Genomic DNA, 20,276 nt, shown 5'->3' on the forward strand with positions numbered 1-20,276 from the left:
TCACACTGCCTCCTTGCCGAGCAATGTCTTCAGGCGCTTGCGCGCTTCATGCACATGCCAGGATATGGTTGCCTCCGAACAGCCAAGCACGTCGGCGGCCGCCGCATGGCTCAAGCCTTCGGCATAAACGAGCAGCACCGCATCGCACTGCTTTTCCGGCAGTTCCCGGACCGCGGCCCAGAGCGCCTCGCGCTGCTCTTCGTCGGGATCCTGAGGGGGCGCTGCCGTCGCCTGCTCGCTGGCATAGGCCTGCATGCGGCTGTGATCGCGCACCTGCCGCCGCCTATGGTCGCGCGCGGCGTTCAACGTCAGCGTATAGAGCCAGGTGCGAAACCGGCTGGTGCCGCGAAAGCCGCGAATGGCGGCACCCAGCGCAGGCAGACATCCTGGGCGATGTCCTCTGCGTCAGAGATGTTTCCGGACCATCGCCAGGCGACCGCATGGACAAAATCATAGTGTCGCTCGACCAGCTGGCCGAAAGCCTGTCGGTCTCCATCCACCGCCTTTTCGACGAGTTCAGCGTCCAAATCCGTGCCCGCCCTCACCTCATTTGAACCTTAGACGTTGCAGGCTGCCCGTTCCTTGGGTGGGCGGCACATTTTTTTTCGGGGGAGGAGGAAAAGTGTGCGGTTTTCCGCCCGAATCCCGCGCCCAAGGAAAGTCAGCGTGGAAATTTTCCGACGACGGCGATGATCGGCCCCATCGGAAACAGCCGGTCATGGCGGTTGATATCAGGCGCATAGACGCTCGAAATCGTGCCGTCGAGGAAGAGCGCATTGGGGCAATCCAATGTATCGCGAAACAGCGTCGCGAAATCGTGGAACCGCACCGGGCGCTTCGAGACGACGAAAACCACCTCGCCCTCGGCCGTCACGCCGACGCCGTTGCGGGTCTTGTAACTGGTGCTGTCGGGCAGGAAGCGAGGATGCAGCGTGCCGTCGATGACCAGCATCGGTCCGGATTGCGTCGCAAATCGCGGCGTGAGCCTGGCGTCGCGATAGGCCTCCGCCGCCATTACCCCCGCTTTGCCGTCGTCGACATAAAACACCCCGTTCGGCAAAAGGTGGAAATTGCCCCAGCCGGAATTGGTGTTCAGCGGCGCCTGCTCGCGCCCCTCCTCGATATGCAGGCCGACCGGCGACAGATCGTCGTGATACATGCCGCCGTTCATGGCGAAGCTCATGTATTCTTCGCGATGGCGCAGTTCGAGCGACAGCGCCCGGAAGGAGCGGAAGGGCACGCCCGCCTGGTCCTTGTTGTAGAGGCGGATATCGGTTGTCGCCGGATCGAAGCTGCAGGCGACATAGTCCTGGCCAAGATGGCTGACATCGCGGCAGGCGCCGAGCGCAGGCCCGGCAAGACCGGCCGAAAGAACGGCACCGACGAGAAAGGGTTTTGGAAAAAGCGGCATGGCGAAAGGTCCAATCGAATCAGCCGCCAAGCATGCCTGAGATTGCGGCTTATTCTGGCGCGGGCACAGGCGAAATCATACGCTTGGCGACTAGCCGCCGACGATCGCCGCCATGGTGGTGACGAGACCGGCGATGCCGGCGAGACTTGCAAGGCCGAAGATCGCGCAAAGGCAGGCAAAGCCGCCGACGCCTGCAAGCAGATAGGATTTGGGATCGCGGTTCAGCACATCCTGCGACAGCGACAAAAGCAGCCGCTTCTCTCTGATCGTCGTTGCCACCTTCACCGCATGGCGCCTGGCTTCTTTCTGGACCTCGCCGTAATTGTTGCCGATCGCCCAGAACGTGAGGAACAGGCCGAGCGCGCTGACGGTGAGCGCAAATTTCCTGAGGATGTCGATGGCATCGGGCAGAAGATCACCGGTGAGAACCGAGCGGTCCACCAGCGCATCGAAGCCGGCAATGCAGGCGGTGATGACGGCCGCATGGCCAGCGCCGATCGCCAGCAGGCGCTTGAAAGCGTCCCCCAAAACCTGGCTGTTGGCCGCGTGAATACTGTCAAGCCGAGATATCTGCGCTTGCACGTCCTCGCGCGACAGGTGCGGAGGATAGTTGCTCACGGATACGACTGGGCTACCTCTCATACGATGGACTCCAACGCCACGCCGTCCAGATCGTTATAAATTCGATAATATTACCTTTCCACGACACCTCCAATTTTAGTCATTTTGGAGATTTGCACCATCTTTGCGCGCCAGAGTGGAGACCGGCGCTCACACTTCAAGCGCAGACATATGGAAGCGCAACTGCTCGGGCGGGTAGCGATATTGGCTCCCGATGGGACAGGCAGCGCGCGATAGACAGCCATTCGCAAGGCAGCCCGCCCTGCCCGCGTCCGTGCGCAGATGGCCGCGACAACGCCCGACATCGAAGCGTTCCCCTGCAAGCGCCGACGCCGGACAGCCCGAGATGCACGGCTTTTCGAGACAGTGGTCGCAAGGGCGGCTGGCGCTCGCTTCACCTGTCTCGCCAATCGGGATACCGAAAGCAAGTGCGCCGCGGTAACCGTGCCACAGGCCGAAACGCGAATGGATGAGAATGCCCAGCGGTGACGGTTTCAGGCCTTCGGCCCTCATCGCCCACTGCTGGAACGGCTGCCACGGGGGATCCGACGGAAAGAAGGCGGTCGCCCCCTGCTCGCCGGCGACCGGATTGATGACGGCCTTCGACCAATTGTCGAGCGGATCGGCGCCGCCGCCATCCGACCGGGCTTGCCGCCACGCGCTGAACGGCTGCCACAGCGAACCGCCGATATTGCCAATCAGCACCACGCTTGCCGCCAGGCGGCCATCGACGAGCAGCGGTGCGGCCTCACCGGAGGCCAAATTCACGGTTCCGCGCAAAAAAAGACCGTGCGGCGCCAGCGCCGCACGGATCGTTTCGATTGTCTTGTCCGCTGTCGCGGAAGGCGCCGTCATTTCGGTTTCGGCCCCTGGTGTTCGTAATGCGGGCGCCAGACCTCCTTCTGGATCATGTCGGCCACCTGCGCCGCGCCGCCTTGCTCCCTGGCTCGCTCGGGACCCTTTCAGGTGAAAGCGTCCGGCATCGAGTCCTTGCGGCTGGCGATGAACGCCTTCAGCTTCTCGTCGATCTCGGGATCGAGGTAAGGCGCCTCGTAGTGCTCCAGCCAACTGCGGCACAGGGCATTGGCGCGTTGCTCGATGCGCTTTTCGCCTTCCACTTCCCACTGTTCGAAGGAATTGTTGTCGGCGAGCGGAGAACGGTAGAACGCCGTCTGGAAGTTGGCCTGGGTATGCGCGCAGCCGAGATAGTGGCTGCCCGGACCGACTTCGCGGATCGCGTCCAGCGCCTGGGCGTTTTCCGAGAGATCCACGCCTTCGGCCATCTTCTGCATCATGCCAAGCTGGTCCTGGTCGATCATGAACTTCTCGTAGGACGAGATCAGACCGCCTTCGAGCCAGCCGGCCGCATGCAGCACGAAGTTGGTGCCGGCAAGAAGCGTCATGTTCAGCGTGTTGGCCGATTCGTGCGCTGCCTGCGCGTCCGGAACCTTGGAGCCGCAGAGCGAACCACCGGTACGGAACGGAAGCTTCAGGCGACGCGCGAGCTGGGCTGCGCCATAGGAGACGAGCGACGGCTCCGGCGTGCCGAAGGTCGGCGCGCCCGACTGCATAGAGATCGAGGCGGCAAACGTGCCGAAGAGCACCGGCGCGCCCTTGCGGATGAGCTGGGTGAAGGAGGCACCAGCGAGAACTTCTGCAAGGATCTGCGTCAGCGTGCCGGCAACCGTCACCGGGCTCATGGCGCCCGACAGGATGAACGGCGACAGCACGCAGGCCTGATTATGGCGGGCGTAAACCTTGAGCGCGCCCACCATGGTCTCGTCGAAGACCATCGGCGAGTTGGCGTTGATGAGGTTCAGCGTAACGCAGTTGTTTTCGACGAAGTCGTCGCCGAAGACGATCTTCGCCATGGCGATCGTGTCTTCCGCCCGCTCCGGCGCCGTCACCGAGCCCATGAAGGGTTTGTCGGAATATTTGATATGGCTGTAGACCATATCGAGGTGGCGCTTGTTGACGGGGATGTCGACCGGCTCGCAGACCGTGCCGCCGGACGAGTGCATCGACGGCGCCATATAGGCGAGCTTCACGAAATTGCGGAAATCCTCGATCGTCGCATAGCGGCGGTTGCCTTCCAGATCGCGCACGAAGGGCGGGCCGTAGACCGGCGCGAAGATCGTCGCCTTGCCGCCGACCTGGGCGCTGCGCTCCGGATTGCGGGCATGCCAGGTGAATTCGGACGGTGCCGTTTTCAGAAGCTCGCGGCAGAGACCCTTGGGGAAATGCACGCGCTGGCCGCGCACGTCGGCGCCGGCCTGTTTCCAGAGTTCGAGCGCCTCGGCGTCGTCACGGAACTCGATGCCGATTTCCTCGAGGATCGTATCGGCATTGCGCTCGATCAGCTGCAGGCCTTCCTCGTCGAGCACCTCGTATTCGCGAATCTTGCGCTGGATATAGGGCAAAGACGGCCCCGGGCCGCCGCCGGTGCGCGATGCGCGCCTTGCTGCTGCTCCCCGTCCCTCGCCGCGTGCGCGGCGACCGCCGCCTTCAACCGCGCCCTGATCTGTCACGTCGCTCATTCGCTTTTCCTCTCCCGCGCATCACTTTTTGCGCCTTCAAGCATCATTTGACCTTAATGCTACCAAGCATCGGGGGCCTTGCGGGTCTCAATGCGCCAAGGCGTGGCGCAACTCGAACACTGCCGAGCGGCGACAAGAGGGCGCAAAAACCGCGTGGCGCGAATATATTGTTTTTGTTAAGAATATACAGGCGGCAAAAGAAGCCGCCCTCCCGTCGCTTTTTGTCATATGCGACGTCGCTTTCGAAAACAGATTTTTAGACATCGACCGCTATGGATTGATGGACGCGTCCGAAAATTTCGCGCGACCGTGCCAGGAACCGAGGAACCCCAATATGGCAGACGATGAAATCATTCTCGAGGACCTTTCCGACGAAGAACTCGTGCAGCAGATGCACGACGACCTCTATGACGGCCTGAAGGAGGAAATCGAGGACGGGACCAACATCCTGCTCAAGCGCGGCTGGACGCCTTACGACGTCCTGACCCAAGCGCTGGTCGAAGGCATGCGCATCGTCGGCATCGACTTCCGCGATGGCATCCTGTTCGTGCCGGAAGTGCTGCTCTCGGCCAACGCCATGAAGGCCGGCATGACCATCCTGCGCCCGCTTCTCGCCGAAACCGGCGCGCCGAAGCTCGGCAAGATGGTGATCGGCACCGTCAAGGGCGACATTCACGACATCGGCAAGAACCTCGTCGGCATGATGATGGAAGGTGCCGGCTTCGACGTCGTCGACCTCGGCATCAACAACCCGGTCGAAAACTATCTCGAAGCGATCGAGCGCGAGCAGCCGGATATTCTCGGCATGTCCGCGCTTCTGACCACCACCATGCCCTACATGAAGGTCGTCATCGACACGCTCAAGGAAAAGGGCCTGCGCGACGACTACGTCGTTCTCGTCGGCGGTGCGCCGCTGAACGAGGAATTCGGCAAGGCCGTCGGTGCCGATGCCTATTGCCGCGATGCGGCGATTGCGGTCGAAACCGCCAAGGACTTCATGAAGCGCAAGCACAACCGCCTGGCCGGCTGAGCTTCGGACAATCCGAAATGACAAAGCCGGCCGCGTGGGTGAAATCCGCGGCCGGCTTTCCTATGTCTGGCGAGCGTGCCTGGCAGGTTTGCCGGGTTAGTTGACGGAGTTTGCCACCTTCTTGCCGGCCGACTGTGTCGCGTTGACCGTGTTTGCGGTATCCTGTCCGATGCCGCGGATGGTGTTGCCGCAGGCGGTAAGCGTCGAAAGGGCGACGAGAACGGCGCCGACGGTTGCAAGGGTCTTTACTGTCATGGTCAGGGTCCTTCCCGCTGATAGCCACATGGAATCAAGATGGAAAAAGTATCGCCCGCAATAGAACGTGCACAACCGGAAAAAGTTCACGTGATCGGTTGCGGCGCCATCGCCCGCGAAATCCTGGCGATCTGCGAGGCGAACGGGCTTGGCCATATCGACCTCAACTGTCTGCCCGCCATCTGGCACAACACGCCCGACAAGATCACCCCGGGCATTCGCGACGCCATCGCCAAGGCCCGCGCCGAAGGCTTCGAGCGCATCTTCGTCGCCTATGCCGACTGCGGCACCGGCGGCCAGCTCGACCGACTTCTGGAGGAGGAAAAGGTCGAGCGTATCCCCGGTCCGCACTGTTACTCCTTCTTTGCCGGCAACGATGATTTCGCCCGCCGTTGGGACGACGACCTCACCGCCTTCTTCCTCACCGACTTTCTCGCCCGCCAGTTCGAGGCCTTCGTCATCGAACCGCTCGGCCTCAACCGGCACCCGGAGCTCCGGGACATGTATTTCGGCCACTACCGCAAGCTCGTCTATCTCTCGCAGCAGGAGGATGAAGGCTTGCAGGAGAAGGCGAGAAAGGCCGCCGAGCGGCTCGGGCTCGAATACGAATATCGGTTTACCGGCTATGGCGATCTGACGGGGTCACTCTTAAGCGCGTGAGGTTAAGCACTCGTCTGCGGCACCCAGGCGGCGACAGTGTCGCCTGACAAGGAACGGCGGTCCTGTGGATTCAGACATCCGCCGGTCAGCGGTCCGCAGGCGGGTCGAGGCTGACGGAGATCATTCGCCTCGGGGGCCTCTTGCGCTCCTCTTCTTGGCGGGCCCGTTCGCGCCCGAGCCATAGAGCGCCGACCACGCCGACCAATAGCAAAACCCCGACGCCGAGGAGACCGAAAACCGGTAGAAGAATGGGATTCTCAAAAAGTTCGCCTCTGGAGCTCGTTGTTTCCCAACCGACCGGCATCGGGACACCAACGGAAAAGGCGATGCCAGCAAGGCCCGGCAATGCAAAGTGGCGGAATGGTCTCCACGGCAGAGACTGCGTCAAAGTAAACGGATGGCGTCGCCCGGTGCGATAACACTTCACAGCGGCAATCAGAAAAATGAGGCCGACCAGCGAGTAAATTATAAAGCTCGCCGAAAAATAGAACTGTATGTCTTCGACGGGGTACTTTGCCTTGAACTCCCGAGCTTCGAACCAGAACTTCGGCAAAAAAGTCATCGCTTTCCTCGCCCATGGAAGGTCGAACAGGTGCCGCGGCAGCAAGACCAGAAAACCATAGCTCCCGAAGAGCGCAAGAAGCGGCCCCCATCCCAGGAAAAATCCATAGAACTTCTGAAAGGATGCATCATCGACACCCTCCGCGAGCTGCTGAAGTGTCTGAACTTTCTTGCTCCTTTCCACCAACTGCCCCGCCCTTCAACCGGCAGAGCATTCGCTCCACCCCGCACCCACCGCGCGCTAAACCACGCTTAAGCCTGGGGAGATCTGCAATCAAGCGTTGCTCCGGCGAGGAATCGGGAAGCACGTACTTTACGTCGAATCCAATATAGGATACCCCCCTATATAATATTGGAGGCATCGACATGGGCAATCACGACCGCGACCATCATCACCACCACGGACACCACGGGCATTCGCATGACGACGCGCGCGTGCTCGCGGCCAGCCATGATCACGTCTTCCTCGGCGGCAATCACGAGCGCAACGAGCGGCGGACCTGGATTGTCATCGCGGTGACCGCAACGATGATGGTGATCGAGATCGCGGCAGGTCAGATCTTCGGCTCGATGGCGCTGGTTGCCGATGGCTGGCACATGTCGACCCATGCGGCCGCGATGCTGATCGCAGCGCTTGCCTATCTCTATGCACGCAAGCATTCGAACAATCGCCGCTTTACCTTCGGCACGGGAAAGCTCGGGGACCTCGCCGGTTTTTCGAGTGCCATCGTGCTGGCCCTGATCGCGCTTCTGATCGGCTGGGAGAGCCTGCGCCGCTTCAACGCTCCGGTGACGATCGATTTCAGCGAGGCGATCCTCGTCGCTGTTGCCGGCCTCATCGTCAATCTCGTCTGCGCTTGGCTCTTGAAGGACGATCACGACCATCATCACCACGATCATCACGGCCACCACCATGGGCACCATGGTGGGCAGGATCGCAACCTGCGCGCCGCCTATCTGCACGTCCTTGCCGACGCGCTGACCTCGGTGCTCGCCATCGTCGCCCTTGGTCTCGGCGCAATCTATGGCTGGCTGTGGCTCGATCCCGCCATGGGCATCGTCGGCGCACTTGTCATTGCGCGCTGGTCCTTCGGCCTCATTCGCGATACCGGCGCGACATTGCTCGACTATATCCCCGATGGCGAAGACCTGCCGGACGAGATCGGCGAGATCGTCGCCAGGGAAGACGCCGAGATCGTCGATCTGCACGTCTGGCAACTCGGGCCCGGCCACCACGGTGCAATCGTCTCGCTCGTCGCCGACAACCCGCGGGCACCGTCCTATTATCGCGAAAAGCTTGCCGCCATTCACGATTTATCGCATGTGACCGTGGAGGTGGAACCACGGGCCGCATAGCGGCGGCGCCCGAAACCGGAGTTTGCGATGACCCATACCATCCGCGAGAAGCAGAAGCTCATCAACAGGGTCCGGCGCCTGCGCGGCCAGATGGAGGCGGTCGAGCGGATGCTGGAGGAGGAGAAGGGCTGCGCCGAGGTCATGCAGGTGATCGCCGGCATCCGCGGCGCGGTCAACGGGCTGATGGCGGAAGTGGTCGAAGACCATATCCACATGCATGTCGCCGCAGCCGAGCTGTCGCAGAAGGACCGGGAGGAAGCGGCGGCCGAACTGGTGGATGTGGTGCGCGCCTACCTGAAATAGCGTCGCTGCCGCGCACTTTGCTTAAGGTCACCGTTGCCGCCGAGAACCGTGCAGTGCTCGGCGATGGCGACCGGTCATGCTGACTGCCAGCTCACAGATTAACCGCGAAGTCCTGCCGGCCGCACGCTTCCGGCCGCAACAGCACGTCGTCCGCCTGATCGCCGGTGATCGCGTTCCGTCAGAGGCCGACGATCCGGCTTCCGCCCGGGCCCCCTCATTGCCAGGCCCCTTGCCAGGTCCCCTCCTTCGCCGTCTGAACTCTTAATTTGAAACCATGTTCGCGCCAGCCCGTTTAGCTGGCGTAACTCATCCCTGACGCTTCCTCAGCCACCTGACAATTGGCCGTCTTTGCGCCAAGCACCGAGCCAGAACGCGGGAGCGTCCCATGACCAAGAATTTCACGAACGACAAGAAGAGACTGCTTCACGGCGGGGATGCGGTCTACGATCTCGAAGAGTTCATTCTAGCCTATCACTTGGCACCGCTGGCAGCGCGCGACATCTTCGCAAAAGTCGGCCCGCGCAGGCTCGATCTGGCGAATGCGATGGATGCGCGCAGCACAGCGACGGGCGACGAAGCGAAACGCGCGCTCGGCCAAAACAACCTCCCGGTGCTTGAGTGAAGTTCGTTGCGCTGGCGCGACAACGCGTGCAGGGTGCTTCATCGACGGCGATTGAAGCGGGCGCCGTCGCCTACGGGCCTTCGTGCCTGGGCCCCAACCAAAGGAGGACGCAATGTCTTCCAGCAATCCAGAACATTGTCTTCACTCTGACGACCTCAGCCTTCTGGTCGAGGTACTCGCCGCTGCCGGCTACTACGGAACGACCGCGACGGCAGACCCGGGCGGACGGCTTGCCGCCACGCGCTTCCTGATTGCGGCACTCGAAAGCGGCGTCGACAGCCACGCCACTCCGGAGGCGGCGCTGGCCGAGCCGGGCACTGCCGCGGAGTTTCCGAGGGCCCCTTCCCGTCCGGCGCCTTATGAGCAATTCAGACAGGCTGCAGTTGATCGAAAGACCGGCAGCGTGCCCCGCTGAGCCACCATCGTGGGTTTCCAGCCCACCCATCTAACCCCTATCTTCCGGCGGTCGGGGCGGAAGCTGGATCGTGCCCCTGCGTATGCGGTCTTTGAGATTGAGAATATCGAGAAGATCATCCGCTTCGTCGCGCGGCAAGTTGGACATCAGATAACCGTCAACAACAACCGGTTGCCCGGTGAAGACATCGACAACCGCCCAGACATTGTTGGCTTCGACCTTGAGACCGTACCTTAGTGTTGTCATCAGCCCAGTCCGTAATCGGGGTTTACCGCCTGCCCTTGCTCAGCCACATGCGGCATGGCGGGGCGATCGCTCGCATTGCCCTGAGGTGGCCTGAAGGCCCAGACAAGAAAAACCGACAGGGCGACCAGAAACAGTGAGAAGACCAAACGGGAGGACATCGCGCCTCTCCTTCATCGAATGAGGCCATCGCGGCTGGGGGGTGTCACGCGGTTGGAGAAAGAAAGCGCGCAATAACCTTCTGCAGGGTCTCGGCAGCCGCTCGGTTCAGGGCGACCTCGATCTGGCCGTCGTCGCATTCCAGGCAGAGAGTGCCGATCAGCGGCGCCTTGTGCAGGGTGATGATTTCGCTCTGGTAGAGTTTGTTCGGCTCGGACATGACAGTCTCCAGTTCCAAGCGACGAGCTTAACACATCCTCGATCGGCACGTGGCTTTTATCGCGCGAGCAGCGAGAAACACCGGCGTCGCGCCAAAAACACTTTAAATCTGCGCCGGCCGACACACGCGCCTCAATTGAAACTCAATCGACGCGCAATAGTATATCCAAGTAAATTTGGCCGATGTGGCTTTCGCGGTATCAGAATTTCTAACCGCACCTATTCTCCTAAATTTTCGAACGACACGCAAGCTTCGGATCCAGTGCTTGGTCCATGCTTCGCCTCGAAGCACATCGCGCATTGTAACGTCTGTTCGTTCCCCGAACCTTGGTTGATCGGTCGATAACCGGCTCATCGCAGCCGACCGACCGTGCCTGCCCACACCTAAAAGGACTGAGACCACTATGAACGCTTTATCTTTTACGAAACGCATCATCCGCGGCCCCCGCGACCAGTCGCCGGTTCACCGCTTCCAGGTCGGCCAGCTTGTTCGCTCGAAGGGAGCGCTGACCAGAGAGTCGATCATCGGGGACACCTACCGCATAACCGCCACGCTCCCCATCCGCGACAATGCGCTCCAGTACCGCATACGCAGCAGCGACGAATGCCATGAGCGCGTGACCGATGAAGGCAATCTCGAACTGATTCGTCCCGCCGATGAGCGAATGGCCCTGGCCGAACGGGCCTTCAAGTCCAGACACGCCCTTTAGATCCAAACCATCTTCCTAACAGATCAGCTGCAGGAGGCGATCATGAAGTACCACATACCGGCTCAGATCTATCTATTCGACTACCGCGGCCTGCTTGCCTGGATCGCCCTTTCGCTGGCGGTCGCCGTCGTCGTGACCACGATCCTTTTCGGGCGGATCCTGTGACGGCCCGTCTCTGGCCGGCCTGGCTTACCGCCAAAAGGATTACGACCATGCCGCTGACCTTTCCGAACCCATGCCGAAGCTTCGATGAAGCGCGCAAGGCCGTACGTTTCCTTGGCCATGATGGCATGTTCGAAGTGCCCTTCTATGTTGAGGCGGCGGCCCTCTCCCGTGGCGCGCCCACCCGGACGACCGAAGCAGCCTGCTTGCTGGCCTTCGATGCCGCGCGCAACGCAATCCACGAGGCCGCGACGGCAGCCTATGCCAAGGGGCGCCGGACGATCTATGTCCTCACCGCCGATGACTTTCGCTAGGTCCCGGGCCAAAACGCAGCACCCGTTCGACTAACACCCCTTGGCCTAGCAGGGGTCTCCGCCTTATGCGCAACGCCCCGCAGCGGCCGAAAGGGCGTGGCAATCTCAACCGCACTGTTGAAATGCGTCCTGCTCTCCTGTGGGCGACGCCATGGCGAGCGCTTGTCGCCGGCGCCTTTGCTATTATTATTCCGCCAATTCCAAACCCGTACCCGTGCATGCCACACCCGGCAGTTTCACGGACCTTCTGAAATCACCAGGCGACAGAACTTTCATGAAACTTGGATTCATCGGCACCGGCGCGCTCTCCTCGGCGATCGTCACCGGCCTCAAGACGCTTCCCGGCGAGATCACCACCGTCGTCCTTTCGCCGCGCAACGAAGAGATCGCTGCGGGCCTTGCCGCCCGCTTTCCTGACGTGACTGTCGCTGCCGACAATCAGGCGGTGCTCGACGCCTCAGACACGGTCATGCTCGGCGTCCGCCCGCAGATCGCCCGCGACGTGCTGCCGACCCTGCGCTTTCGCCCGGATCACCACGTCGTCAGCCTGATTGCGACCTTCTCCTGCGCCGAGATCGCCGCCATGGTCGGCCAAGTGAAGCGCGTGACCAAGGCCTTGCCGATGCCGATGATCGCGCTCCGCCAGGGCCCGACGATCATCTTCCCGCCGGATCCGGATATGGCGGCGTTTTTCGGCCGGCTCGGCACGGCGATCGAAGTAACAAGCGAGAGCGAGTTCGATGCGCTAAGTGTGGCGACCGCCACCTATGCCAGCTACTTCAAGTACCTGGAAACGATCCATAGCTGGCTAAAGGACAACGGCGTCGACGAAGCGAAGGGCCGCGCCTATATCGCCAGCCTGTTTGGCGCGCTCGGCCAGGCGCCGGAAACGACCCCGCACGCGAGCTTCGCGCATCTGGCGCAGGACTACGCGACACGCGGCGGCATCAATGAGCAGGTGCTGCGGGAGTTGACGGAGCACGGCACCTTCGAAAAATTCAGGGAAAGTCTCGGCGGCATCCACCGGCGGATTACCGCAGCGTCGTGAGAAAAGCCCCTCATCCGGCCTGCCGGCCACCTTCTCCCCGCAAGCGGGGCGGAGGAAATTCGCGGCACCCACTCCGCCAACAATAAACACCACGATTTCCGCCTCGCTGCGGCTTGCTCGGCGAAACTAAGATCGGGCCACGTCCCCTCTCCCCGCCTGCGCGGAGAGGGTTAGGGTGAGGGGCAATCCGGTTTGCAAGAACTCCGGCTAGCCTCGTCCACCGATGCTGGCCGAAGCGCAGCGGCTTACGTGAGCGCTCGCCCCTGCAACGAAAAATAAGCTCTTCCTAATCCCTATATCTGCGCTACCCTGCGTTACATCTCAGTGCGCGACTGCTGCGTCTTGGGACGGGAGGCACACCAGTGAAATTCCTCGAATACCTGCCCTACGCCATCGGCTGCGCCGCCGGGCTGCTGCTGTCGCTGGTCGTCGGCGCGGTCTGCAGCCTCTCGGATGACGTGAAGATGGTCGAATCCGTCGCCCTCGTCGTGCTCGGTGGCGGTGTCGCCGAATGGTACTGGAACCAGTTAAGCCGGCGGTAACGGGCAAGCCTTCATAACTCGGCCCTGTTCATCCGCGGGGCCGCCATGACCGACATCGCCAGCCAAAATCAAGCCGCAGGCGGACGCCCCGGCCGCGTCGTCGTGGTGACCGCGGGCGGCGAGAACCCCTGGATCATGATCAACGCGTTCTCCGCGCATTTCGCCGACGTTACGGTCGTCGAGGAGCAGCCGGAATCGAAGGGCCTGTTCCTGCGCCGCCGCGCACGCAAGCTCGGCTGGCTGACGGCGCTGGGGCAGCTTGCGACCATGATCGCCTCGCGCTTCGGCAAGCGTTTTACCCGCAAGCGCGCGGACGAGATCTCCGCGACCTACAAAGTCTCGGGAAAACCCGATCCGTCGATCCCGGTAAAGTCCATCGCCTCCATCAACGACACGGACGCCACCGCCCAAGTGCGCGCGCTCAAACCCGATGTCGTCTTCCTCATCAGCTGCCGCATGCTGAAGGCCGAAACGCTGGCCGCCATCCCCTGCCCGGTCCTCAACTTCCACGCCGGCATCAACCCGGCCTATCGCGGCCTGATGGGCGGTTACTGGGCGCGGGTCAACAACGACCTCGAAAACTTCGGAGCGACCGTGCATCTGGTCGATGCGGGCGTCGATACCGGCGGCGTGCTCTACCAGTCGCGCCAGAAGCCTGCCCCTCACGATACGATGCACACCTATCCGCTGCTGCAGACGGCGGCTTCCACGGATATTGCGATTGCCGCCGTCGGCGATGCGCTCGCCGGAAAGCTGCAGGTCATCGATGTCGCAGGCCCGTCACGGCAATGGTATCATCCGCCGATCTGGACCTGGATATGGAACGGCCTGAAGCGCGGCATCTGGTAGGCTGACAAGCCGCCCTTACCTCCTTCCGACATCGGCTAAAAGCCTGAAACTGCGGGTAATCCTTGCCGATGGTTCCTGGCTGCAAGAAGCGCCTCAACTGCGACTTGCGCATCACCGCCAAGACGTCTGATATGGCATCCGCGCCAGCGTCGTTTTTGGACATATCCGACGTCGTGGCGAGATGAGCCCGGACGCCGGTACATGCGCATTGTCGCAGAACGAGGAGAACAACACCCCATGGCAGATCGCATTATCGTCTACTGGCGCGACATTCCGGCCCAGGTCATCATCAAGAAGGGCCGCACGACGGCGAAGCGCGAGCTGTCTCTGCGCTTCACCGAAGCGATCGACATGTGCGCCATGCGCACCGGTGCGGCTGAAACCGACGACTACCTCGCCGAATGGCGCAAGGCCGATCCGGTGCCGGTCTCCGACGATCTGGAAACGGAAGCCGACCAGGCCGCCGCCGAGCTCGAAGCCGCCTATGACCGCGAACGCCTCGTCGCCCTCGTCAAAGCCGGAGGCCGCGACAATGGCTGACGCCAAACCGCCGGGCGAGCCGAAGGTCATGAAGGGCAACGCCGCCCCGGCCGCCAAGGCCGCAACCGGCGCGTTTACGCCGTCTGGCGTTTCGCCGAGCCGCCGCTCGCGCCACAAATATACGGTCCGCCTCTGGGCGGTCCGCAACTCCCGCTTCCTCGAATGGTTCTACCACCGCTTCGCCGATCTGTTCCTGCTGCTTCACCCGCTGTGGAACGCCATCGGTTATGGCCGGGTCGAGCGTCCGGTGACCTTCGTCGAGCGCCACGTGAAAGGCTTCCTCTTCGACTGTCGCATGTGCGGCCAGTGCGCGCTGTCGTCGACCGGCATGTCCTGCCCGATGAACTGTCCGAAGCAGCTGCGCAACGGCCCCTGCGGCGGCGTGCGCGCCAACGGCAATTGCGAGGTCGAGCCGGACATGCCCTGCGTCTGGGTGCAGGCCTGGAAGGGCTCGCAGAACATGGAGAAGGGCAACGCCATCATGAACGTGCAGAAGCCGGTCAACCAGTCGCTGCGCGAAACCTCGTCCTGGCTGCGCGTGACGGCGGAAGCCGCAGCGCGCCGTGAAGCGGCATCCAAGGAAGGCCAGGCATGAGCCCCGACATCAATCCCTTCGATCCCGGCGCGCCGCTCGAGCCCCTGCCCGGCCATTCCTCCCGCGGCCGTCTTGAGCGGGTTTTGCGCCGCGGCGAGTTCGCCGTCACCGCCGAACTCAACCCGCCTGACAGCGCAAACCCGCAGGATGTCTACGAGCGCGCCGCGATCTTCGACGGCTGGGTCGACGGCATCAACGCGGTCGATGCCTCCGGCGCCAACTGCCACATGTCCTCGGTCGGCATCTGCGCGCTTTTGACCCGCATGGGCTACGCCCCGATTATGCAGATCGCCTGCCGCGACAAGAACCGCATCGCCATCCAGGGCGACGTGCTCGGCGCCTCTGCCATGGGCGTTCAGAACATCATGTGCCTGACCGGCGACGGCGTGCAGGCCGGCGACCAGCCAGGCGCCAAGCCCGTCTTCGACCTCGACTGCATGTCGCTGCTCGAAACCGTCCGCATCATGCGCGACAACTCGAAGTTCCTCTCGGGCCGCAAGCTGACGACACCGCCGCAGGTATTCCTCGGCGCTGCGATCAACCCCTTTGCGCCGCCCTATGATTTCCGCCCCTATCGTCTCGCCAAGAAGATCGAGGCCGGCGCGCAGTTCGTCCAGAGCCAGTACTGCTTCGACGTGCCGATGTTCCGCGAATACATGAAGAAGGTGCGCGACCTCGGTCTGCACGAGAAGTGCTATATCCTTGTCGGCGTCGGGCCGATGGCATCGGCCAAGACCGCCCGCTGGATCCGCTCCAACGTGCCGGGCATCCATATTCCGGACAGCGTGATTACCCGCCTTGAGGGCGCGCAGGACCAGAAGAAGGAAGGCAAGCAGCTCTGCATCGACATCATCAACGAGGTGAAGGAGATCGAAGGCGTCTCCGGCATTCACGTCATGGCCTACCGCCAGGAAGAATATGTCGCAGAAATCGTGCATGAATCGGGCGTCCTGAAGGGCCGCCGCCCCTGGAAGCACGAGACGCTGCCGGAGGATGCGATGGTTGCCGAGCGCCTGGAGCACATTCGCGAGGGCAAGGAAGAAAACCAGCAACAGATGGCCGAAGCCGCGGCCCATCACCCGCACTGACCGCAGACAAAACTGGCGCCGGCCACAAGGCGCCTATCATCGACTTCACGGGCGTGATTACATAGACGCCAAATGACAAAGGACCCTGCATGACCCGGACCATCGTCGCTTCCGCCACCCGCGAGATCATCATCGGCTTCGACCAGCCGTTCTGCGTCATCGGCGAACGCATCAACCCGACCGGCCGCAAGAAGCTGGCCGCCGAAATGATCGAGGGCAACTTCGATACCGTCATCAAGGACGCGCTGGAGCAGGTTGCCGCCGGGGCGACGATGCTCGACGTCAACGCCGGCGTGACCGCCGTCAACCCGAACGAGACCGAGCCGCCGCTCCTGGTCAAGACACTCGAAATCGTCCAGGGCCTCGTCGACGTGCCGCTGTCGATCGACAGTTCGGTGACGGCCGCGATCGAGGCGGCACTGCGCGTCGCCAAGGGCCGCCCGCTGGTCAACTCCGTGACCGGCGAAGAGGAAAAGCTCGAAGCGATCCTGCCGCTCTGCAAGAAGTATGACGTTCCGGTCGTTGCCATCTCCAACGACGAAACCGGCATTTCCGAAGATCCGGATGTGCGTTTTGCCGTCGCCAAGAAGATCGTCGAGCGCGCCGCCGACTTCGGCATCAAGCCGCACGACATCGTCGTCGACCCGCTGGTCATGCCGATCGGCGCCATGGGCACCGCCGGCCAGCAGGTCTTCGCACTTCTGCGGCGTCTGCGCGAAGAGTTGAAGGTCAACACCACCTGCGGCCTGTCCAACATCTCCTTCGGCCTGCCGCACCGCCACGGCATCAATGCCGGCTTCATTCCGATGGTCATTGGCGCCGGCATGACGTCGGCAATCATGAACCCCTGCCGCCCGCAGGAAATGGAAGCCGTGCGTGCGGCAAACGTGCTGAACGGCACCGACCCGAACTGCACCCACTGGATCAAGACCTACCGCGACCACAAGCCGGCCGAAGGTGGCCACGTGGTTGCGGCAGCACCAGTGGCAGCCGCCGGTGGCGGACGTCGCGGTGGCCGCGCGGCCCGCACGGGTGGTGCGGCTGCCAGCGAGTAGTTCCTGGATCGGCGCTGATGCGCTCGAGGGAGAAGGACGATGAGAAGCCAGTTGCGCCTCCTTGCCGTCGTTCTCCCTCTGGTCGTTATCGCCAGGTACACACTGTTTGACGATGCGGCCGAGTTTCAGCGGTTCTACGCCGCGCTCCGCACCTATGGTGCACCCGTGATCATCGTGACGGCTGCCGTACTTGGAACAATAATGATCGCCACCGTCACCAGGAAGGTCTATCTCGGTCCGCAGGAGCAGGTGATCAAGGCTTGCCTCTGGGGCAGTTCGGCCGTGCTGGCCGCGACTCTTGCCTATACATTCGCAGTCGTAAAACTTGCCGGGGCGCCGTAGCAACGCACGTCGGTTCATCCATCCGCCAACGCAAAGTGGAGATCACCATGACACGCAGCCTACGCCTGGATGCCGCCACCCTCTGGTTCGAGGCCCCCTTCGTCATCGCCGTCCGACTGCAGGAGATGCAACTGGCGGCGCTCACCGGCAAGACCCAGGACGTGACCGAGCTTCATCGCATGGTCTCCGAGAAGATCGCCGCCACGGCCGAGAGCGTCATGGCCGTGAACATGGCCCTTTGGAAGGCCGCTTTCGACAACACCTTGCGCCTGATGACCGGCGGCACGGCGTCTGGCCACGGAACGGCGATTGCGTCCGCAGCCCTCAGGCCCTATGGCAAGCGCGTGCGCAGCAACGCCCGGCGGCTGTCGCGCAAGTAAGCCTGACGCGCCACCGTGCCCCACGCCTAACTGTTTGAAACAGAAGCTTCCATGTCGGGATTGGACAACTATCGGGCGCCGTTCCGGTGCAGTCTGAAACCGTTTACCCGTGCTTCGCTTGACCCATTGAAGCGGACCTGACGAAAGACCACAGAGCATGCGCATTGAAGGTACCTCCGAGATCGAGACCAACATGACCGAAGCCGCGCAAAAGGACCCTCTCGTGCTGTTCATGCCTTCGGGCAAGCGCGGCCGCTTCCCGGTCGGCACGCCGGTTCTCGATGCGGCGCGCAAGCTCGGCGTCTATGTCGAAAGCGTGTGCGGCGGGCGCGCCACCTGCGGACGCTGTCAGATCGTGGTGCAGGAAGGCAACTTCGCCAAGCACAAGATCGTCTCGTCCAACGACCACATTTCTGAAAAGGGCGCCAAGGAAGATCGCTACGAGAAGATCCGCGGCCTGCCCGACGGCCGCCGCCTCTCCTGTTCCGCCCAGATCCTCGGCGATCTCGTCATCGACGTGCCGCAGGATACCGTTATCAACGCCCAGGTCGTGCGCAAGGCCGCAACCGACCGGGTGATCGAGCGCAACGCCGCCGTTCAGCTCTGCTATGTCGAGGTGGACGAGCCCGACATGCACAAGCCGCTCGGCGATCTCGACCGGCTGAAGGTGATGCTGGAGAAGGACTGGGGCTGGAAGGATCTGCTGATTGCGCCGCACCTGATCCCGCAGGTGCAAGGCATCCTGCGCAAAGGCAACTGGGCCGTCACCGCCGCCATCCACCGCGACATGGATAGTTCGCGCCCCTTCATCGTCGGCCTGTGGCCGGGCCTCAAGAACGAGGCCTATGGCGTTGCCTGCGACATCGGCTCGACGACGATCGCCATGCATCTCGTGTCGCTGCTCTCGGGTCGCATCGCCGCCTCGTCCGGCGCCTCCAACCCGCAGATCCGCTTCGGCGAGGACCTGATGAGCCGCGTCTCCTATGTGATGATGAATCCTGATGGCCGCGAGGCGATGACCAAGGCCGTGCGCGAGGCGGTCAATGGTCTCATCGGCAAGGTCTGCGCCGAGGGTGAAGTCGACCGCCACGACATTCTCGACATGGTCTTCGTCGCGAACCCGATCATGCACCACCTCTTCCTCGGCATCGACCCGACGGAACTCGGCCAGGCGCCGTTCGCGCTCGCCGTGTCAGGCGCGCTGCAATATTGGGCGCATGAGATCGATATCGACGTCAACCGCGGCGCGCGCCTCTACATGCTGCCCTGCATCGCCGGCCATGTGGGCGCCGATGCGGCGGGAGCAACCCTCGCCGAAGGGCCCTATCGCCAGGACAAGATGATGCTGCTCGTCGATGTCGGCACCAATGCCGAAATCGTGCTCGGCAACAAGGACCGCGTCGTCGCCGCTTCCTCGCCCACGGGCCCGGCCTTCGAAGGTGCGGAAATTTCGTCGGGCCAGCGCGCCGCCCCCGGCGCGATCGAGCGCGTGCGCATCGATCCCGTAACGCTGGAGCCGCGCTTCCGCGTCATCGGCGTCGAAAAGTGGTCTGACGAGGAAGGCTTTGCCGAGGCGGCCGCATCAGTCGGCGTCACCGGCATCTGCGGCTCGGCGATCATCGAGATCGTCGCCGAGATGTATCTTTCCGGCATCATCTCCGAGGACGGTGTCGTCGATGGTGCCATGGCGGCAAAAAGCCCGCGCATCATCCCGAACGGCCGCACCTTCTCCTACCTCCTGCACGAGGGTGAGCAGCGCATCACCGTGACGCAGAACGACATCCGCGCCATCCAGCTCGCCAAGGCAGCGCTCTATGCCGGCATCAAGCTGCTCATGGAAAAGCAGGGCGTCGACCACGTCGACACCATCCGCTTTGCCGGCGCCTTCGGCTCCTTCATCGATCCCAAATATGCGATGGTGCTGGGCCTCATCCCGGACTGCGATCTCGACGACGTAAAGGCCGTCGGCAACGCCGCCGGTACCGGCGCACTGATGGCGCTCTTGAACCGCGGCCACCGCCGCGAGATCGAGCAAACTGTCAGCAAAATCGAGAAGATAGAGACGGCGCTTGAATCAAAGTTTCAGGAGCATTTCGTCAACGCCATGGCGATGCCGAACAAGGTCGACAGCTTCCCGAAGCTTTCGACCGTCGTCACCTTGCCGGAGCGCAAGGTGAGTAGCGATGACGGTGAAGGCGGCGGACGGCGGCGGAGGAGGAGCCGGGAGTAGTCCGGTAACCATTCCGCGCTCTCACAAGT

28 protein-coding genes and 1 pseudogene are annotated in these 20,276 nt (G+C 62.6%); 19 read left to right on the top strand and 10 right to left on the bottom strand.

Features of this window, described 5'->3' with window-relative positions; all coding sequences use genetic code 11:
- The 5 genes and pseudogenes from IB279_RS10665 to IB279_RS10685 all read right to left on the bottom strand — a co-directional run bounded on the left by IB279_RS10665 (position 1) and on the right by IB279_RS10685 (position 4,569).
- Positions 1 to 470, bottom strand: a pseudogene (locus IB279_RS10665) (RNA polymerase sigma factor).
- 191 nt (positions 471 to 661) lie between these two features.
- Entirely contained in the window at positions 662 to 1,411 is a 750-nt protein-coding gene (locus IB279_RS10670) for a phosphodiester glycosidase family protein (RefSeq protein WP_112770938.1), read from the bottom strand.
- A 90-nt stretch (positions 1,412 to 1,501) separates the two neighbouring features.
- Entirely contained in the window at positions 1,502 to 2,053 is a 552-nt protein-coding gene (locus tag IB279_RS10675; protein ID WP_146749512.1) for a hypothetical protein, read from the bottom strand.
- Between the two features lie 129 nt (positions 2,054 to 2,182).
- Entirely contained in the window at positions 2,183 to 2,887 is a 705-nt protein-coding gene (locus IB279_RS10680; protein WP_192339196.1) for a 4Fe-4S dicluster domain-containing protein, read from the bottom strand.
- 107 nt (positions 2,888 to 2,994) lie between these two features.
- Positions 2,995 to 4,569, bottom strand: coding sequence for a trimethylamine methyltransferase family protein (locus tag IB279_RS10685; protein ID WP_034788211.1), 1,575 nt, complete (start codon positions 4,567 to 4,569; stop codon positions 2,995 to 2,997).
- Positions 4,570 to 4,903: 334 nt separating this feature from the next.
- Here IB279_RS10685 and IB279_RS10690 point away from each other — a divergent pair, with 334 nt between their 5' ends.
- A complete protein-coding gene (locus tag IB279_RS10690; RefSeq protein ID WP_034788208.1) occupies positions 4,904 to 5,599 on the top strand; it encodes a B12-binding domain-containing protein in 696 nt (231 codons plus the stop codon).
- 96 nt (positions 5,600 to 5,695) lie between these two features.
- Here IB279_RS10690 and IB279_RS10695 read toward each other — a convergent pair whose 3' ends face one another.
- The gene (locus IB279_RS10695; protein ID WP_034788206.1) at positions 5,696 to 5,854 is read right to left on the bottom strand and encodes a hypothetical protein; all 159 of its coding nucleotides are present in this window, start codon (positions 5,852 to 5,854) and stop codon (positions 5,696 to 5,698) included.
- A 39-nt stretch (positions 5,855 to 5,893) separates the two neighbouring features.
- On the opposite strand from IB279_RS10695, the gene IB279_RS10700 reads away from it, so the two are divergent.
- Positions 5,894 to 6,514 (top strand): DUF1638 domain-containing protein, encoded by a 621-nt coding sequence (locus IB279_RS10700; protein ID WP_089044205.1) that lies wholly within the window; start codon positions 5,894 to 5,896, stop codon positions 6,512 to 6,514.
- 85 nt (positions 6,515 to 6,599) lie between these two features.
- On the opposite strand, the gene IB279_RS10705 is transcribed toward IB279_RS10700, so the two are convergent.
- Positions 6,600 to 7,259 (bottom strand): hypothetical protein, encoded by a 660-nt coding sequence (locus IB279_RS10705; protein WP_146749513.1) that lies wholly within the window; start codon positions 7,257 to 7,259, stop codon positions 6,600 to 6,602.
- Positions 7,260 to 7,441: 182 nt separating this feature from the next.
- On the opposite strand from IB279_RS10705, the gene dmeF reads away from it, so the two are divergent.
- The 4 genes from dmeF (at position 7,442) to IB279_RS10725 (ending at position 9,771) form a co-directional block, all read left to right on the top strand.
- Positions 7,442 to 8,431, top strand: coding sequence for a CDF family Co(II)/Ni(II) efflux transporter DmeF (dmeF, locus tag IB279_RS10710; protein ID WP_110818617.1), 990 nt, complete (start codon positions 7,442 to 7,444; stop codon positions 8,429 to 8,431).
- Between the two features lie 27 nt (positions 8,432 to 8,458).
- Entirely contained in the window at positions 8,459 to 8,734 is a 276-nt protein-coding gene (locus IB279_RS10715) for a metal/formaldehyde-sensitive transcriptional repressor (protein ID WP_034788200.1), read from the top strand.
- A gap of 385 nt (positions 8,735 to 9,119) precedes the next feature.
- Positions 9,120 to 9,356 (top strand): hypothetical protein, encoded by a 237-nt coding sequence (locus IB279_RS10720; protein ID WP_110818618.1) that lies wholly within the window; start codon positions 9,120 to 9,122, stop codon positions 9,354 to 9,356.
- A 112-nt stretch (positions 9,357 to 9,468) separates the two neighbouring features.
- A complete protein-coding gene (locus tag IB279_RS10725; protein WP_089044209.1) occupies positions 9,469 to 9,771 on the top strand; it encodes a hypothetical protein in 303 nt (100 codons plus the stop codon).
- A 30-nt stretch (positions 9,772 to 9,801) separates the two neighbouring features.
- Here IB279_RS10725 and IB279_RS10730 read toward each other — a convergent pair whose 3' ends face one another.
- Genes IB279_RS10730 through IB279_RS10740 form a run of 3 tightly spaced genes read right to left on the bottom strand, consistent with a single transcriptional unit; the run spans position 9,802 to position 10,393 of the window.
- The gene (locus IB279_RS10730) at positions 9,802 to 10,017 is read right to left on the bottom strand and encodes a hypothetical protein (protein ID WP_034788194.1); all 216 of its coding nucleotides are present in this window, start codon (positions 10,015 to 10,017) and stop codon (positions 9,802 to 9,804) included.
- The gene (locus IB279_RS10735) at positions 10,017 to 10,175 is read right to left on the bottom strand and encodes a hypothetical protein (protein WP_156400735.1); all 159 of its coding nucleotides are present in this window, start codon (positions 10,173 to 10,175) and stop codon (positions 10,017 to 10,019) included. Before IB279_RS10735 ends, IB279_RS10730 begins: the two co-directional genes overlap by 1 nt.
- Before the next feature lie 44 nt (positions 10,176 to 10,219).
- On the bottom strand, positions 10,220 to 10,393 hold the full coding sequence (locus tag IB279_RS10740) for a hypothetical protein (protein ID WP_089044211.1): 174 nt from the start codon (positions 10,391 to 10,393) through the stop codon (positions 10,220 to 10,222).
- Positions 10,394 to 10,796: 403 nt separating this feature from the next.
- Here IB279_RS10740 and IB279_RS10745 point away from each other — a divergent pair, with 403 nt between their 5' ends.
- The 13 genes from IB279_RS10745 to IB279_RS10800 all read left to right on the top strand — a co-directional run bounded on the left by IB279_RS10745 (position 10,797) and on the right by IB279_RS10800 (position 20,247).
- Positions 10,797 to 11,102: a hypothetical protein gene (locus IB279_RS10745; RefSeq protein ID WP_060520594.1), complete on the top strand. Its 306-nt coding sequence runs from the start codon at positions 10,797 to 10,799 to the stop codon at positions 11,100 to 11,102.
- Positions 11,103 to 11,144: 42 nt separating this feature from the next.
- Positions 11,145 to 11,267: a hypothetical protein gene (locus IB279_RS37635; protein WP_034788190.1), complete on the top strand. Its 123-nt coding sequence runs from the start codon at positions 11,145 to 11,147 to the stop codon at positions 11,265 to 11,267.
- Between the two features lie 47 nt (positions 11,268 to 11,314).
- Positions 11,315 to 11,578, top strand: coding sequence for a DUF1488 domain-containing protein (locus IB279_RS10750; RefSeq protein WP_034788542.1), 264 nt, complete (start codon positions 11,315 to 11,317; stop codon positions 11,576 to 11,578).
- A 274-nt stretch (positions 11,579 to 11,852) separates the two neighbouring features.
- The gene (locus IB279_RS10755; protein ID WP_112770942.1) at positions 11,853 to 12,626 is read left to right on the top strand and encodes a pyrroline-5-carboxylate reductase; all 774 of its coding nucleotides are present in this window, start codon (positions 11,853 to 11,855) and stop codon (positions 12,624 to 12,626) included.
- 362 nt (positions 12,627 to 12,988) lie between these two features.
- Entirely contained in the window at positions 12,989 to 13,168 is a 180-nt protein-coding gene (locus IB279_RS10760) for a hypothetical protein (RefSeq protein WP_060601062.1), read from the top strand.
- A gap of 45 nt (positions 13,169 to 13,213) precedes the next feature.
- The gene (locus tag IB279_RS10765) at positions 13,214 to 14,017 is read left to right on the top strand and encodes a formyl transferase (protein WP_112770943.1); all 804 of its coding nucleotides are present in this window, start codon (positions 13,214 to 13,216) and stop codon (positions 14,015 to 14,017) included.
- Positions 14,018 to 14,254: 237 nt separating this feature from the next.
- Positions 14,255 to 14,557, top strand: a complete 303-nt coding sequence (locus IB279_RS10770; RefSeq protein WP_060520592.1) for a virulence factor — start codon at positions 14,255 to 14,257, stop codon at positions 14,555 to 14,557.
- Complete coding sequence (locus tag IB279_RS10775) at positions 14,550 to 15,152, top strand: methylenetetrahydrofolate reductase C-terminal domain-containing protein (RefSeq protein WP_112770944.1); 603 nt, start codon at positions 14,550 to 14,552, stop codon at positions 15,150 to 15,152. Before IB279_RS10770 ends, IB279_RS10775 begins: the two co-directional genes overlap by 8 nt.
- Positions 15,149 to 16,240: a methylenetetrahydrofolate reductase gene (locus IB279_RS10780; protein WP_034788174.1), complete on the top strand. Its 1,092-nt coding sequence runs from the start codon at positions 15,149 to 15,151 to the stop codon at positions 16,238 to 16,240. Before IB279_RS10775 ends, IB279_RS10780 begins: the two co-directional genes overlap by 4 nt.
- An 89-nt stretch (positions 16,241 to 16,329) precedes the next feature.
- Entirely contained in the window at positions 16,330 to 17,295 is a 966-nt protein-coding gene (locus IB279_RS10785; RefSeq protein ID WP_034788171.1) for a methyltetrahydrofolate cobalamin methyltransferase, read from the top strand.
- A 39-nt stretch (positions 17,296 to 17,334) separates the two neighbouring features.
- The gene (locus IB279_RS10790) at positions 17,335 to 17,637 is read left to right on the top strand and encodes a hypothetical protein (protein WP_034788169.1); all 303 of its coding nucleotides are present in this window, start codon (positions 17,335 to 17,337) and stop codon (positions 17,635 to 17,637) included.
- Positions 17,638 to 17,684: 47 nt separating this feature from the next.
- A complete protein-coding gene (locus IB279_RS10795; RefSeq protein WP_060520591.1) occupies positions 17,685 to 18,017 on the top strand; it encodes a hypothetical protein in 333 nt (110 codons plus the stop codon).
- A gap of 157 nt (positions 18,018 to 18,174) precedes the next feature.
- Positions 18,175 to 20,247, top strand: coding sequence for an ASKHA domain-containing protein (locus IB279_RS10800; RefSeq protein WP_051659127.1), 2,073 nt, complete (start codon positions 18,175 to 18,177; stop codon positions 20,245 to 20,247).
- Positions 20,248 to 20,276 lie beyond the last annotated feature (29 nt).

The organism is Ensifer sp. ENS06 (assembly GCF_014852205.1).
In the GTDB taxonomy this organism is placed as follows: domain Bacteria; phylum Pseudomonadota; class Alphaproteobacteria; order Rhizobiales; family Rhizobiaceae; genus Ensifer; species Ensifer adhaerens.